This is a genomic window from Anaerotruncus sp. 80, from assembly GCF_009936115.1.
GTDB classification, from domain to species: Bacteria; Bacillota; Clostridia; order Peptostreptococcales; family Anaerovoracaceae; genus Senimuribacter; species Senimuribacter intestinalis.
Map to the genome: position 1 here is coordinate 58302 of NZ_QWES01000003.1, position 15156 is coordinate 73457.

General features: G+C 44.2%; 12 protein-coding genes and 2 tRNA genes. 11 read left to right on the forward strand and 3 right to left on the reverse strand.

All coding sequences use genetic code 11. From position 1 onward, the window contains the following. Nucleotides 1–64: 64 nt before the first annotated feature. On the reverse strand, nucleotides 65–694 hold the full coding sequence (locus D1155_RS02585) for an HAD family hydrolase (protein WP_160200861.1): 630 nt from the start codon (nucleotides 692–694) through the stop codon (nucleotides 65–67). Nucleotides 695–877: 183 nt separating this feature from the next. Here D1155_RS02585 and D1155_RS02590 point away from each other — a divergent pair, with 183 nt between their 5' ends. From D1155_RS02590 to D1155_RS02605, 4 genes are all read left to right on the forward strand, one after another. Beyond that, a complete protein-coding gene (locus D1155_RS02590) occupies nucleotides 878–1534 on the forward strand; it encodes a hemolysin III family protein (RefSeq protein ID WP_243150995.1) in 657 nt (218 codons plus the stop codon). A 52-nt stretch (nucleotides 1535–1586) separates the two neighbouring features. Then, complete coding sequence (locus tag D1155_RS02595; RefSeq protein ID WP_160200863.1) at nucleotides 1587–2852, forward strand: FAD-dependent oxidoreductase; 1266 nt, start codon at nucleotides 1587–1589, stop codon at nucleotides 2850–2852. Between the two features lie 66 nt (nucleotides 2853–2918). Continuing rightward, nucleotides 2919–3623 (forward strand): pseudouridine synthase, encoded by a 705-nt coding sequence (locus D1155_RS02600; protein WP_201759516.1) that lies wholly within the window; start codon nucleotides 2919–2921, stop codon nucleotides 3621–3623. 130 nt (nucleotides 3624–3753) lie between these two features. Then, entirely contained in the window at nucleotides 3754–5160 is a 1407-nt protein-coding gene (locus D1155_RS02605; protein WP_160200864.1) for an amidophosphoribosyltransferase, read from the forward strand. 296 nt (nucleotides 5161–5456) lie between these two features. On the opposite strand, the gene D1155_RS02610 is transcribed toward D1155_RS02605, so the two are convergent. Then, nucleotides 5457–7052, reverse strand: a complete 1596-nt coding sequence (locus D1155_RS02610) for a PucR family transcriptional regulator (protein ID WP_160200865.1) — start codon at nucleotides 7050–7052, stop codon at nucleotides 5457–5459. A 186-nt stretch (nucleotides 7053–7238) separates the two neighbouring features. Here D1155_RS02610 and D1155_RS02615 point away from each other — a divergent pair, with 186 nt between their 5' ends. The 7 genes from D1155_RS02615 to D1155_RS02645 all read left to right on the forward strand — a co-directional run bounded on the left by D1155_RS02615 (nucleotide 7239) and on the right by D1155_RS02645 (nucleotide 13601). Beyond that, complete coding sequence (locus D1155_RS02615) at nucleotides 7239–8012, forward strand: creatininase family protein (RefSeq protein ID WP_160200866.1); 774 nt, start codon at nucleotides 7239–7241, stop codon at nucleotides 8010–8012. Then, a complete protein-coding gene (locus D1155_RS02620) occupies nucleotides 8006–9310 on the forward strand; it encodes a cytosine permease (RefSeq protein ID WP_160200867.1) in 1305 nt (434 codons plus the stop codon). The genes D1155_RS02615 and D1155_RS02620 overlap by 7 nt, the downstream gene beginning before the upstream one ends. A gap of 24 nt (nucleotides 9311–9334) precedes the next feature. After that, nucleotides 9335–10429, forward strand: a complete 1095-nt coding sequence (locus tag D1155_RS02625; RefSeq protein WP_160200868.1) for a DUF917 family protein — start codon at nucleotides 9335–9337, stop codon at nucleotides 10427–10429. 180 nt (nucleotides 10430–10609) lie between these two features. Further along, the gene (locus D1155_RS02630) at nucleotides 10610–12370 is read left to right on the forward strand and encodes a Na/Pi cotransporter family protein (protein WP_160200869.1); all 1761 of its coding nucleotides are present in this window, start codon (nucleotides 10610–10612) and stop codon (nucleotides 12368–12370) included. A gap of 231 nt (nucleotides 12371–12601) precedes the next feature. Next, a tRNA-Gly gene (locus tag D1155_RS02635) sits at nucleotides 12602–12675 on the forward strand. Nucleotides 12676–12727: 52 nt separating this feature from the next. Then, nucleotides 12728–12803, forward strand: a tRNA-Ala gene (locus D1155_RS02640). Nucleotides 12804–12884: 81 nt separating this feature from the next. Continuing rightward, the gene (locus tag D1155_RS02645; RefSeq protein WP_160200870.1) at nucleotides 12885–13601 is read left to right on the forward strand and encodes a lysophospholipid acyltransferase family protein; all 717 of its coding nucleotides are present in this window, start codon (nucleotides 12885–12887) and stop codon (nucleotides 13599–13601) included. A gap of 24 nt (nucleotides 13602–13625) precedes the next feature. Here the strand turns inward: D1155_RS02645 and D1155_RS02650 are convergent, their stop codons facing one another. Beyond that, nucleotides 13626–14960: an oligosaccharide flippase family protein gene (locus D1155_RS02650; RefSeq protein WP_160200871.1), complete on the reverse strand. Its 1335-nt coding sequence runs from the start codon at nucleotides 14958–14960 to the stop codon at nucleotides 13626–13628. Between the last annotated feature and the right edge of the window lie 196 nt (nucleotides 14961–15156).

Genomic DNA, 15156 nt, shown 5'->3' on the forward strand with positions numbered 1-15156 from the left:
TTAATAAATAGAACGCTCCGAAGAAATGATGAATGCTTCGGAGCGTTTTTTGTTTACTTCAATATCAAGGGAGCTCTTTTAACAGTTTCGGCAGCTCACAAATCGCATTTAAACGATAGGAGCGGTCCGGAACTTCTCCAAACCCATAGGCAGCGTAAATAAATGGAATTCCTGCTTGCCTTGCGGCATCGAAATCACCTTGCGTATCGCCGACATAAACGGCGGTTTGCAGATTGTTTCTTTCCATGAGAAGCTGAATGTTTTCACCTTTGGGAAGCTGTGTTTGTCCGAAGCAAAGAAAGTCATCGAAGAAGTCTCTCAGCCGATGAAACTCGAGAAAAGTTTGAATGTAGCCGTTCTGACAATTGCTTACAATGGCGAGAAAGTGATTTTGATGCAAAGTGCCGAGGGTTTCCGCTAGGTTCGGATACAAAACACCGCCGCTTTTTGCAAGCTCAATGAGTTCTTCTTTGCAGCATTCAGAAAAAATGGCTGCGCCTTCTTTAAGCGGCAGGTGGGGCAGCTTGATAGCTGCAATTTCTTCTATGGTTTTCCCCATATAGCTCTGAAACTCAGGAAGTGTCATAGGAGAGCAGGTGTTGCAGCGGGCCAGCACTCTATTCCATGCCGGTAAAATCTGTGCTGTGGAATCCCAGAGGGTGCCGTCTAAATCAAAAATAATTCCCTGATACATAAAATCTAAGGCTCCTTTCCATGCTAGTAGAAAGTATAGCATTTTCTATGTTGGGAAACAAGTAGCAGACAAATTTTGTTTTAAACTTGACATAAAATGAAAATGAATATATTATAATATAGTAATAAAAACTAGATTTTAAAATGTTAAAAAATATATACGAAATTAGAAAGGGGAAAAATGATGACAGACGGAACTTTAAAGAGATATACAGTGGGGGAAGAGATTTTTAATACAGTGTCTCACGGCTTAGGCTCAGTACTGGCAGTAGGCGGCACTACAGTGCTGATCGTTTTATCTGTAGTTCACCACAGCGGGTTGGCGCTGGGCGTCAGTCTGGTTTTTGGTATATCGCTGATTGTGCTTTACACCATGTCGGCGGTTTATCATGGGGTACCCCATCCCAAAGCAAAGGAAATACTGCGAATTTTTGATCATGCTTCTATTTTCCTTCTGATTGCGGGGAGTTATACGCCATTTTGTCTCGTCGCCCTTCGTGGAAATCCCAAAGGACTAGTCGTAGTGGGTGCAGTCTGGCTTTGCGCAGGTTTTGGCATTCTGCTCAACGCCATCGATCTTGCTAAGACCGAGAGGCTGGGCACCGTACTTTATGTGGTCATGGGCTGGGCGATTCTATTTGCCTTTAAAGATATTATCCGCGTACTGCCGCAGCCTGCCTTCTGGCTCCTGCTTCTTGGAGGGATCAGTTACACAGGGGGACTTGTATTTTATGCCATGAAAAAAAGATATATGCACAGCATTTGGCATTTGTTTGTGCTGGCAGGGAGTGTCTTGCATTATATCTGTATCGCGGTTTATGTCATACCTATGGCGTTCTAAAAAGCATAAATTGTCATATGAATAGTAACAAGAAGAATTGTTGGAGGTTCATATGGCAAAGATTATCATAGTCGGCGGCGGCTGGGCAGGGGTCAGCGCTGCAGTCACCGCAAGAAAAACCGGCGCAAAGGTGCAGCTTCTTGAAAGGACAGACCTGCTCCTGGGGCTGGGCAATGTGGGCGGTATTATGCGAAATAATGGAAGATTTACCGCGGCAGAAGAGAATATCGCTATGGGTGCAAGAGAGCTTTTTGAGATTACTGACGGCTGTGCAACCCATCGAAATGTAGATTTTCCGGGACATAAGCACGCAACATTTTATAACGTATTAAAAGTGGAACCGAAGGTTCGGCAACTTTTGCATGAGATGGGAGTCGATATACATTTCATGACCCGGATTATAGATGTCGAAACCGAGAAATGTCAGGATGGTGAAAATAGAATTACGGAACTTGTGTCAGCGGATGGCGAGCACTTTGATGCCGATGTTTATGTAGATTGTACGGGAACGACGGGACCTATGGGAAACTGCATGGAGTTTGGAAACGGATGCAGTATGTGCGTGCTCAGGTGTCCCGCCTTTGGACCGAGAGTCAGCATTTCTGAGAAAGCAGGCGGATTTGACTACTATGGTAAACGTGCAGACGGCACGCCGGGCGCTTTCAGCGGATCCACGAAAATAGAGAAATCGACTCTAGCAAAGCCACTGCAACAGGAACTTTCTGAGAAAGGCGTAGCAATCGTGCCCCTTGCAAAGGAATTAATCAATGAAAGCAAGCTTTCTAAAAAGGTTTGCAAACAGTATGCGCTGCCGCAATTTGCGGAAAACATTGTTCTCATCGATACAGGCTATGCAAAGATGATGACACCATATTTTCCGCTGGAGCAGCTTCGGACGGTGGCAGGTTTTGAAAACGCAAGATATGCAGACCCTTATGCAGGCGGAAAAGGCAACTCTATTCGCTATCTGGCAGTGACAGAGCGAGAGGAAAATATGCAGGTAAAAGGTGTTAAAAACCTCTTTTGCGGCGGGGAGAAGTCGGGCCTTTTCATCGGTCATACGGAAGCAATTTCTACAGGGGCTCTGGCTGGTCATAATGCCGGTTGTTATGCGGCAGGCGAATCGTGTTTGCAATTGCCGGATACTATCGCTATTGGTGCACTGCTAACGTACCAAAAACCTGACGGCGGCATGTTTACTTTTGCGGGAGATGAATTTTTCCAGTATATGAAGGAGAAAGGACTTTACTCCGTAAACAGAGAAGAAATTGCAGCGCGCATCGAGGCGGCAGATCTCACCTGCGTATACGACTGTTAAAAAAAGCGATGACTTCCAGGTGATTTTGTGTTAAAATCCTCCTTAGGAAAAGGAGACATAAAATCGATGAGAATTAATAAATATATTGCGCAATCAGGAATTGCCAGCAGAAGAAAGGCAGATGAACTGGTTGCTGCCGGCAATGTGAAGGTCAACGGACTGACGCTGAAGGAAGCTGGCTATGATGTAGTTGCAGGTGATGTAGTGGAAGTCAATGGTCGCCGCATAGAACCGGAGGATAAGAAGGTCTATATTTTACTCAACAAACCGCTGGGGTATGTGACAACCGTCAGTGACGATAAGGATAGACAGACCGTGATGGATTTGGTGCGGGATGTCGACGCCAGAATTTTTCCGGTGGGACGACTGGATTATAATACTTCCGGCATGCTGATCATGACCAACGACGGAGATTTTGCGTATAGGCTGACCCATCCGAAACATGAGATGCCGAAGACTTACAGGGCGCGGGTTGCAGGCGTTCTGTCTGACGAGAAATGTGCAAAGCTGCGAAGGGGCGTTGATATCGGTGGTTACGTGACATCTAACGCCAAAGTGCAGATTGTTAAAGGCGTGCAGAGGTCTACCATCGTGGATATCACCATTCACGAGGGAAAAAATCGCCAGGTACGCAAGATGTTTAAGGCGGTCGGCAATAACGTGCAGGAACTTGCACGTATTGCTATCGGCGATATTAAGCTGGGCAGATTGGCTGTAGGGCATTATAGAAAACTGACAAAAGAAGAAGTCGAATATTTAAAGAATTGCTAGAAGACGGGAAACCGTCTTCTTTTTGTGCTGACATTTACGGTGTTTTTTATAAAGAAATATTGTAAAAGCAAAAAGAGTGTGGTACAATATTTTTTTCAGTTAAACCGTTTACGATAAAGGAGGTTACGTTATGGGCGGCTTTTTTGGTGTTGCAGCGCGGCAGGACTGCGTGTTTGATTTGTTTTTTGGGATAGATTACCATTCTCATCTGGGAACTCGGCGAGGTGGTATGGCGGTATACGGAAAGGACGGCTTTAACAGAGCGATTCACAATATCGAAAACTCTCCTTTCAGAACGAAGTTTAATAAAGATATGCAGACGATGGACGGCATTATGGGAATTGGTTGTATTTCGGACTACGAGCCACAGCCGTTGATTATTCGTTCCCATCATGGCACTTATGCGCTGACGACAGTGGGAAAGATTAATAATGTCGATAGTCTGGTGCAGAGACTCTTTGATACGGGACATGCTCATTTTCTGGAGATGAGCGGCGGTGAAATCAACGCGACCGAACTGGTTGCAGCGCTGATCAATCAGAAAGAGAATTTAATCGAGGGCATGCACTATGCGCAGGAAGTCATCGATGGCTCCATATCTCTGCTTCTGATGAATAAGGCGGGCATTTATGCAGCTCGTGATAAATACGGCAGAACACCTATTGCTGTAGGTAAGAAAGAGGAGGGTTTCTGCTTTAGTTTCGAGAGTTTTGCCTACAAGAATCTGGGATATACAGATTACAAAGAACTGGGACCAGGAGAAATTGCAGTGATTACAGATCAGAACTGTGTGACACTGCTGAATCCAAACGAAGACATGAAGATTTGTACTTTCCTTTGGGTGTATTACGGGTTTCCGGCAAGCTCCTATGAGGGGATCAGTGTAGAGCGGATGAGAAATGCCTGCGGTGCCAAGATGGCACAGCGGGATAGTGTAGAAGCGGACTATGTAGCTGGTGTACCTGATTCCGGTATCGGAAGCGCAGTGGGATATTCCAATGCTTCTGGTATTCCATACGGAAGACCTTTTATTAAATATACGCCGACCTGGATGCGTTCGTTTATGCCGACCATTCAGACCAAGCGAAATCTGATTGCAAAGATGAAGCTTCTGACTGTGGAAGATTTAATCAAAGACAAGAGACTGGTACTCATTGATGACTCCATCGTAAGAGGAACGCAGCTTCGAGAAACTGCCGAATATCTCTTTGAGATTGGCGCAAAGGAACTGCATATCAGACCAGCGTGCCCGCCGATTATGTATGGATGCAAATATCTGAACTTCTCGCGTTCTTCCTCCGAAATGGACTTGATTACCAGAAGAGTCATCACAAGACTTGAGAACGGTAACGTAACTGATGAGATTCTGGAAGAATATGCAAATCCTGAGACAGAAAAATATGCGCAGATGGTGGAGGAAATCCGTAAGGAAATGGGATTCACTACGCTGCAGTTCTGTCGCCTTGATGATATGATGGATGCTACGGGCCTTGAAAGAAATAAACTCTGCACCTACTGCTGGAACGGAAAAGAATAGTCTTTGCACTGTAATGCAGCAGCTGTGCATATATTCGTAAAAATCAGCGAAAATATGCAGGCTATGATAAGGAATCGTGCATATTTTTTAGAATTTTGATTGCAATATGCAGATTTACAATGAAGAACGCCGTCAGAGAGAGGGAAAACCCTCTTGATGACGGCGTTTTATGCGTATTTTTTTAATTTTTGGTGAAAATATGCACGCAGCGGTGCATATTTTTGAGAATTCTCTTTGAAATATGCATGAGATATGAGTGAAGCAAGCGCACAGAGTTCAGCAGCGCTGAATTTTTTCTATTTTAAAATCCGGTAAAGGGCCAGCGCCTTGTAAATCGTTAGAGATTCAGGCATTTTTCGCATATCAAAACCAAGGATTTCGTTAATTCGTTTCAGCCGGTACTTCACCGTGCCTTTATGGACATACAGCATTTCGGCAGACTTGTCAATATTACCGTTGGCATCAATAATAAAGGTTTCCAGAGTTTCCAGCAAAGTATCAGCACCGGAAGCGGCATGCAGAATCGGATGCAGAATGGTAAGGGCATGGTCAGAAGCTTTTTTGTCTGACGCAACGGCAGCGCACTCGCTGCAGAAATGCAGTTCGCCCAGATTGAAAACTTTTTTTGAGGGAAGAATGCGATGCAGGTAGGCGTTATAGGCGACGTACTCTTCGAATAAATCTTTGTAAATGCCGGGGTTATAGTAATCGGCATGAATCATCATGCGCTCAATTTCCTCATAGGAAGAAAAAGCTTTTTCTGATTCCATAAAGAAATCGTAGCGATTGATCTCATAATCAGGAAATTCCAGAAACAGAACGATGCAATCTCCGTTTACCTCTGAAATTGGCGTAAATCCTTGGGAATAATAGTGTTTTTCTAATTTCGTCCGAAGTAAATCGGGCTCTTTTTTTGCCCTGTTTGTCATGCTGAAAATGAGTACAGCGTGAATCTTCTTTATATCGACACTCAGCCGCTTGGCAAGGCTCTGAATTTTAATAGGTTCGTTGTGAATAAGAGCATGACACAGGGCAGTCTTATCAGAGCGGTTTTTCTCCCATATACACAGATACAGACGAATCGATTCCATCACCTGCTCAAACTGGATTTGGTTTACCGCGCCCTGCTTGGAAATCACTGTTAGATATCTTAATACCGGGTCGCTGAAGAAAATGGGGCTTCGGGTGAAGTAGTAGCGGTTTCCTGTCTTTGAGACAAAAGCACTTTGATAAGATGTGCGAGTGGAAAGTTTCTCTCCATGGGAAATGGTAAAATTAGCGTCATGAAGAGGTTTGAAATCTTCACCGGCCCAGTCAGCGCCGTGAAGCAGGTTCAAGTTCTTATCGTAGAGACCGATAGAAAAATGGGTGTACTGGCTGATAATGTCTACAAGAAGGGTTAGAGAGCGCTCCTGCGCAGAGAGGGACGCCATGTATTCCAGGACGATGTTAGTCCAGTAGTTTTGATTCTTTCGATCCTCCAGAATCTGTTCCATAATAGGCGTAATCAGTTCGCTGCAGGAGTGCCTGTGAGATGGCATCTGAATCAGGGGAAAATCCAGTTCTTCTGCAGTTTGTATTACTTCCGGCTCGAAGTCCTCTTTGAACATACCGATATTCATCACTAAAATTCCGCTTGCACCGACGCGGCTAAGAAAGTGCAGGCAATCCAGTTTGACCTGTAAGGGAAACGTAAGAAAATAGCTGGACAGCAGAATCTCTCCAAGCAGATATTTGGAAGTGTGAAACAACTCGTCATAATTAAATTGAATGTCGAACTGGTCAACGATTCCAATGCCGGAAACGGTGTTGGAAAGCGATAAAGTTCCGGCTCTTACAATGGCACCTTCCATCACTGGCAGGCTTAATAAATCTTTCAGGGTGATACTCATATTGCACTCCTATCTGCCTTCTTGGACAAGATAATTGTTTAAAGTGTATCATAGGAGGAGTTTTTTGTCAAAAGGAACAAAGGGAAGTACGTTTTTTTATCTGAAACAGAAAAGACGTAAAAGTGATTTCAATGATATGATAAATTTATAATATTGTATATAGCAAAAGAAAGGAGGAAATCAGCTATGAGAACTTATTATTTAGAGGAAATGACCTGGCCTGAAATTGAAAAAGCATTGGCTGAAGGATATAAGACAGTGGTAATTTTTTCCGGTGCGGTGGAACAGCATGGGCCACACCTGCCGGAGGCTACTGATGCAATCAGAGCCCATGCGGAGGCGGGCGACTTTGCGAAGAGGCTGGGCAAAGCGCTGGCGGCACCTGTGATTCGTCCCGGCGTTTCTGACCCCCATATGCCGTTTCCTGGCAGCATTACATTGAGGGCGGAAACTTATATGATGATAATTGAGGACTATATTGATTCTTATTTAAAACATGGATTTGATACGTTTGTTCTTGCATCCACCCACGGCGGAAATATGCCTGCGATGGAAGAGGCAGCAGTGCGCTGCAGGGAGAAACATCCTGAGGCTGCTATCGTAACCGGCTGTAGCATGGCGGATGTTATGCAAATGCTTGCAGAGGCAGAGAAAAATGAGGGGCTGCCGAAAGGCGTCTGCGGTGGACATTCCTGTGAATTTGAAACGTCCATGATGCTGGCTGTATCCGACTTGGTACAGATGGATAAAGCAGAAGCAGGCTTTATGGGCGGACTGACCGAAGAGGTTTCGGACAAAATGAACACGGAAGGTCTTCGGGCAGTCAGTGCCAATGGAATTATGGGCGATCCGACTGGTGCAACCCGTGAGCGCGGCATGCGGTTCTTTGAGACTATGCAGCAGCTGCAGCTGAAGATTATAAAAGAGAAATTAGAACGTGAAAGGAAATATCTATGGTAGAGAATCATAAACAAGGTACGATGGAAAAACGTGCCATTACCCAGGTGCAGCCCGAGGAAAAGCAGTCAACCTTAAGCTTGACCATGATTTGGGTTGGCGGTGTAATCAGTGCACCTGCACTGATGGTTGGAGCAATTTTGATGGGAGGTTTATCCCTGCAGATGACTCTTTTAATTACCCTGTTAGCTTTTGGTGTACAGGTGGCAATTATGAGTTTAAACGGAATTGAAGCATCCGATACAGGCTATCCACTGACAGTGATTCTTGGAAAAACCTTCGGCAACACCGGTTCCAGATACATTCTGGCTGGTCTGATTACATTGACACAGGGCTTACAGGCTGCTGTACAGATCGGCGTTTGCGGCGGTGCTTTTGTTGCAGCGCTGGGTGCATTTGGAATTCCATTCCCGATGTGGCTGTCCATGATTTTGTGGGGCGGCATTATGGTACTGACTGCAGTATATGGTTTTACATGGATGACTGTGCTAAACTATGTAGCAGTTCCATTCCTGGTTGTTGTATGTGTATACGGTACCATTAAGTCTGTAGGCATGTACGGCGGCTTTAGCGCAGTGCTTGCTTATGAACCGGCACAGCAGATGGACTTCGTATCTGCACTGGCAATTATGATTGGTATCTTTGCTTGCGGAACCATCGTATGTACAGACCTGACCCGCTATGCAAAAGACAGAAAGGCAACGGTCATTTCTTCAGTACTGGGAATTTTACCGGCGATGCTTTTGATTGTTGCTATGGGTGCAATCATGAGCGTTGGCGCAGGAACAACAGACCTGACAGAGCTGTTCGTAAAACTGAACATGCCGATTATCGGCGTACTCGCACTGCTTCTGGCAACATGGACTACTAACACCACTAACTTCTACCAGAGCGGTCTGGCATTCACCAGATTCTGTGGAGCAAAGGATGGTAAGAGACCGCTTCTTACTGCAATTATCGGTGTAATCGCAACTGTTCTGGCAGTTTTAGGTGCACTGGATTTCTTCGTTCCGATGCTCAACGCATTTTCTGTCATGATTCCGCCAATTGCAGGCATCATGATGGCAGACTACTGGATTATTGGAAAAGGCAAGAAAGAAAACTGGGGTATTATTCCAGGTTTCAACTTTGCAGGAATTGGCGCATGGATAGCTGGTATGGCAGTAGGCTTCTTCGTAAACGTATTCAGCCCTGCATTTAACTCCATTGTTGTCGGTATGATCGTATATCTGATTTTAAATGCTGCACTTAAGAATGTAACCCCTGCAGCAAGAAATCCGGAAGAGTTTATTGGCGAGTAATCGCAAAGTATAGGAGGTATACATATGAAATATTTAAGCTGGAAAGATGTAGAGTACATGGTTTATGGCGGTGCTTTCCTTGCTGGCGGCGGAGGCGGCGGCATGGATGCAGGGCTTGCAATGCTGGCTGAACTGGAAAAAAGATATCCTGACTACAAAGTGCCGATGATTTCCCCGGAGGAAATGAAAGACGATGAGTATGCGGCAGTATTCGGTGGAATCGGCGCACCTACAGCAGTAGATATCAAAACCGTTCTCGACTTATTTGACAAGCTGCTCAAGCATGGCTATGAAGTTGCGGCAGAGGAAGTTCCTCACGGTATTGCAGCAGCACTTCCGCCGGAACAGGGTTCCTTGTGCTGCATTCTTCCGATTCTGGTAAGCATTGCGCAAGGTATTCCGGTGGTTGACGCAGACGGCTGTGACCGTGCATGCCCGGGCCTTGAATGCTGCCTGTACACCTTAAATGGTGTGCCGTTCTACCCTGGAATTCTGACTTCTGAAAGAGGTCACATAATTCGTATTGAGCCGAGCGATCCCCTTGACGCTGCAATCATTGAGAGAACCACCAGAAGAATTCTGGATCTCTATGAAAATATGCTGGGTATGACTTGCTGGTACTCTTCTAAAGAAGATATTCTGACAAAACTGGTTCCAGGAACACTGTCAAAGGCAATCGCTGTGGGAAAAGCAATCCTTGAAGCAAAGGAAAAAGGCGTAGATGTGTCAGAAACTGTCGGAAAATTGGTTCCTCTGAAACTGCTGGCTGAAGGTGTGGTAACAAAGAAGGAATCTGTCATTAACGAAGGCCACGACATAGCGACTACCATCGTTACTGATGCAGAAGGCGTAGAATACAGAATTCTTGCTGCAAATGAAAGTATGGCATTAGAAAACCTGACCACAGGAGAAACCGTAATGAGCTGTCCCGACGTAATCTGCAGTATTGACAAGGACAATTACTACCCACTTAGTACCGCAGATGTACTGGAAGGTATGCATGTACAGTACTTTGGTACACCGGTAGACGAAAAGTGGTTTGCAACTGAAACCGCAAGAAACAGCTTCGCGCCGCACTTCAAAAAATGTGGTTATGAAGGACCAATGGTGAGATTTTAGTATGATTGCTAGATGCAATTGGGCTTTGCCGGCGAGTTATTGCCATGGGCAAAGCCCGCTTTTTTGGCAGAAATGTGAGAGATTTTGACAAAATTGTGTACACCTGCTTGAAAAGAGCGAGGCAAGTATAGTATAATTAAAACAAAAGTTATAGTAGAATTTTACATTGGAGAGAATATTTTGGATTTACAAGCTGTACTTACAATGCTCGGCGGTGTAGGGCTTTTCCTTTATGGAATGAAGCTGATGGGACAATCCCTGGAACGCTTTGCCGGAGCGAAGATGGAGAAAACCCTTGAGAGACTGACCAGCAGCAGAGGCAAGGGAGTCCTCCTTGGCGCAGGAGTAACGGCAGTCATTCAGAGTTCGTCGGCGACGATTATTATGGTAATCGGTTTTTTAAACGCCGGCATTCTGAAACTGGTACAGGCAGTTCCCGTCATTATGGGTGCCAATATTGGTACGACCATTACCGCTCAGATTTTGAGACTGGGAGATATTAACAACGATAATTTCCTTCTGCAGATGCTGAAGCCAGTATCTTTTGCGCCTCTTTGTGTTGTGATTGGCGCTTTTGCTATGCTGATTTCTAAGAAAAACAAGACCAAAGATAAGGCTGGTATCGCTGTTGGGCTGGGGATTCTGTTCATCGGAATGAACATGATGGAGTCCAGTTTTAAGCCGCTGGCAAGCTCACCGGAATTTATGCAGATTTTTCTGGTGTTGACCAATCCGGTGCTGGGCGTTCTTGCCGGCATGGCAGTAACTGTGCTGCTGCAGAGTTCTTCTGCTTCTGTCGGCGTACTGCAGGCTATGTCTGCAACCGGCGCTATTACTTTTTCCATGGCGGCGCCTATTGTTATCGGACAAAACATCGGAAAATGCGTCACGGTGCTTCTTGCAAGTATCGGTACCAACAAAAATTCACGCAGGGCTGTCTGTATTGATATCACCATGTCCATTGCGGGTGCAGTAATTTTTCTGCTGCTGATTTATGTATATCAGGGGCTGTTTGGATTTAGCTTCTGGGATAAACCTGTAAATAGAGGTCGTATTGCAGATTTCCATACTCTATTTAATCTGGCAACCTGTATATTTATGCTGCCTTGTGTAAACCTCTTGATTCAGTTCTCGAAGAAAATCGTCAAAGACAAGAATGTTTCTAAAATCGATGAAGAACTGCAGCTGCTGGATCCGATTTTTATTCCTACGCCGGCGCTGGCTCTGGAACAGTGCAAAAAAGTCATGGTTTCTATGACGGATGCTGCTTTGGAAAATTATCGCCTGGCGTCGAACTGCTTGTTTAAGTATAGGACTGAAGATTTCGAGAAAATCAAAGAAAATGAAAATTTCCTGGATAAGACCGAAACCGTTCTGGGGGATTATCTGGTTCGCATTACAGAGCAGCATTTGGATGTGGAGCAGAACCGTTTGGCGACGGAATTTATGCACACCGTAGGTGATTTTGAACGGATTGGAGACCACTGCCAGAATCTTCTTGATGTAGCAGAGTTTAATATGGAACAGAATATAGTCTTTTCTGAGGATGCTCTTTGTGAATTGAGATATCTGCAGGCAGCAGTAGATGAGGCGCTCAGCGTAACGGTTACTGCCTATCAGGAAGAGAAGGAAAGTGTTTGTCATAAAATTGGTCCTCTTGAAGACAATGTGGATTATTTGGTGGATATGCTGAAATCCAAACATATCGATCGCCTGAAAGCTGGTCAATGCAGTACGCAGGGCGGCATTTCCTATGTGGAAATTCTGACTAACATGGAACGAATCTCAGACCATTGCATCAACATTGCGCAGCATCTGCACCAGCGTATCGTGCGGCAGAGCCTGGATACCCATAAGAGTGAAGTCTTTGATAGAGATTCTGATGAATACAAAGCGATGACTGCATATTATGAAAAACAGTTCCTGGATCCTGTTCGGTAAGAAAAACAAAAAAATGCTTGACTGTATTTGGAAAAAGGAGTATACTCTACGTTAGAGAGATGATAAAGAATAAGTCTAGATGCAGACTATAAATGTATCAATAATTAATTATCACTAAATGAAGAGTGAGAGTAAACTTTATGAGCGGCTAAACAGCCGCTCTTTCGCATTTCGTGAGATAATTATATTGAATTCGCGCGCAAAAAGGTATATAATAAAAAAGGTTACTGTGCGGGCATAGTTCATCGGTAGAATATCAGCTTCCCAAGCTGAGGAGGTGGGTTCGACTCCCATTGCCCGCTCCATGAATATACTTGCAATAAGACTGAAACTGAGCTATAATCGAATCATAAGCGTGGGGGATTGGCGCAGCTGGGAGCGCGTTTGACTGGCAGTCAAAAGGTCAGGGGTTCGAACCCCCTATTCTCCACCAATGAAAAGCAGGTTGAACACCTGCTTTTTTTCCATCTCGGAGTATATCAGAAGCAAAAAATCAGAAAGCTAGAGAAATGAAATGAATCGATTGACAAAAATTATTTTAAAGAATATTTTTCGTGTACCGTCAATTTTTGGTAGAATTTACTGGTATGCGGCACATCCGGAACGCTATAGCGGAGAGGAAAAGCTGCGGCCGCTGCAGTATATTGTAGAGCGTGCCAAAATCAGCGGAAATTTGGATATCAAAGTCTATGGAAGAGAGAATATTCCGGAGAAGGATGGGTATATTTTTTATCCCAATCATCAGGGAATTTTTGATGGTTTTGCAATGATTGAAGCCTGCCAGAGACCAATTTGTCCTGTCATGAAGCAGGAACTAATGAAAATCCCCGGTGTAAAGCAGATTTTTACCTGTATGAATGCGCTTCCTATGGACAGACGCGATGTGAAACAGTCCCTTAGAGTAATCAACGAAGTAAGTCATCGTGTAATGCAGGGCGAAAACTGTATTATCTTTGCTGAGGGGACAAGAAGCAGAAACGGAAATCAGCTGCTGGAGTTTAAGGGAGGTAGTTTTAAAGCGGCGGTCAAGGCGAAATGTCCTGTCGTTCCTGTAGCTTTGATTGACGCATATAAGCCATTTGACAGAAATGTACCGGGGTTTATTACAGTGCAGGTGCATATATTAAAGCCAATCTATTATGAGGAATATGCGGGCAAAAAAACAACTGAAATTGCCCAGATGGTGAAAAGCAGGATTGAAGAAAACATTGCGGTGTATGCTGAAAATTAACAGAACATGAACATGGCTGTCCTTTTAAGGAAGGTCATGTTCTTTTTTATGTAATCTTAATGCATGTAAATTCTTGGAAAGTAGAATTATATTGGAAAGCGCAATGGCAATCAGATATCCGTAAATATTCAGTGCAGGAATCCCAGTAAAGATAATTAGAAATATCAAAAGCAGCAATTGTTGAAACAGCGAATTGCGGAAAGATTGACCCTCGCAGCCAATTCCAATAAGCAGACTGGTTGTGGAGGCTGTCATATATAAAAGGGGCGCCAGCAGTCCGGCAAGGCGGATCATCAGTCCTAAATTGTCCTGTTTATAGAAAAATTGTCCCATGGAATCTGCGAAAAAGAAAAAGACGGCACAAGTTAAAATTCCAATAAAAAAGGAAAGTGCCAAGGTTCGTGTAATGAGTCTGCCGACAAATTTTTCTTTTCCAGCAGCGGCCATAGTAGATATTTTAGGAACCACGATTGAGCAAACTGCACCCACCAGAATCATGGGGTAGTTGATAAGGGGAAAGACCATACCCTTATACTGTCCCAGCAGTGACAACGCTTCGGAGGTTGGATAGCCGCAGGTGCATAGCCGCAGTTTTACAATGACAGAGGAAAAGGCATTAACTCCTTCTAAAAGGCACTGGGTCAGGCAGATAGGTGCAGCGCCTTTTGCCAGTGAAAGGAGAACATTGGAAATTTCTTTTCGCGTTGGCATAGGTGTTTTAACTTTCGGCTTAGTTTTTTTATAATATAGCAGCAGCAGTAAGACGCTTTGCATTTCTCCGATGGCGTAACACAGATAAACCAGAGTTACTGCAGGAAAATCAAACCGATTGAGGCAGAATCGTATAAGAAGGTATAAAATAGGAAAGCGCAGAATTTTTTCACTGATGTTGATTGCAGAGGGAATTCTTATCTTTGTAAGTCCCAGAAAGTGTCCCTTAGTGATGTTAGAGATGGACATTAAAATCATTAAAGGACAGGTAGCGAGGATGGGATAAACAAGCTTGCTGTCGCCAAGAAAACCGGAGGCGATAGGCTTTGCGGTAATTAAAACGATACCAACAAGAAAAACAGACCAGAAAAAGCTGGCACAGGTAGCGATTTTTACAGACTGATTCATTTCGGTATAGGCTGCAAAATGCTGGTTTTTTGCGGAAATTTTAGACATGGTAACAACGATGCCCTCTGTCATAAAGGAAAGAAAAAGGCAGTTGATGGGAGCTATCAGGCTTAAGAGACCGAGGCCTTCTGCGCCGAGAATTCTGGTTAGATATATGTTGAAAATAAATTCAATTAGACCGATAATCAGATTAGATACGGCCAGTACCATGATATTTTGTTTTACTTTTCCAAAGGTCATAGACACACTCCTTGATATGCCTATATATATGAGAGAGGAACTAACAGTATACATCATTACAAATGGAATACTTGAAAATTTAGAAGATATATGCTATGCCAATATATAACATTCAAACAATGACAAGAATGGAGCTGTATTGCAAGGAGAAGATAGGAATGTTCTGTGCGGCAGGGCAAACCCACGAGAAACGTTT

Excerpts from the sequence above, each read along its gene's own strand:
- D1155_RS02590 (WP_243150995.1), top strand. The coding sequence starts at position 878 with ATGACAGACGGAACTTTAAAGAGATATACAGTGGGGGAAGAGATTTTT.
- D1155_RS02650 (WP_160200871.1), bottom strand. The coding sequence starts at position 14,960 with ATGACCTTTGGAAAAGTAAAACAAAATATCATGGTACTGGCCGTATCT.
- D1155_RS02615 (WP_160200866.1), top strand. The coding sequence starts at position 7,239 with ATGAGAACTTATTATTTAGAGGAAATGACCTGGCCTGAAATTGAAAAA.
- D1155_RS02595 (WP_160200863.1), top strand. The coding sequence starts at position 1,587 with ATGGCAAAGATTATCATAGTCGGCGGCGGCTGGGCAGGGGTCAGCGCT.
- D1155_RS02600 (WP_201759516.1), top strand. The coding sequence starts at position 2,919 with ATGAGAATTAATAAATATATTGCGCAATCAGGAATTGCCAGCAGAAGA.
- D1155_RS02645 (WP_160200870.1), top strand. The coding sequence starts at position 12,885 with ATGAATCGATTGACAAAAATTATTTTAAAGAATATTTTTCGTGTACCG.
- D1155_RS02625 (WP_160200868.1), top strand. The coding sequence starts at position 9,335 with ATGAAATATTTAAGCTGGAAAGATGTAGAGTACATGGTTTATGGCGGT.
- D1155_RS02620 (WP_160200867.1), top strand. The coding sequence starts at position 8,006 with ATGGTAGAGAATCATAAACAAGGTACGATGGAAAAACGTGCCATTACC.
- D1155_RS02605 (WP_160200864.1), top strand. The coding sequence starts at position 3,754 with ATGGGCGGCTTTTTTGGTGTTGCAGCGCGGCAGGACTGCGTGTTTGAT.
- D1155_RS02585 (WP_160200861.1), bottom strand. The coding sequence starts at position 694 with ATGTATCAGGGAATTATTTTTGATTTAGACGGCACCCTCTGGGATTCC.
- D1155_RS02610 (WP_160200865.1), bottom strand. The coding sequence starts at position 7,052 with ATGAGTATCACCCTGAAAGATTTATTAAGCCTGCCAGTGATGGAAGGT.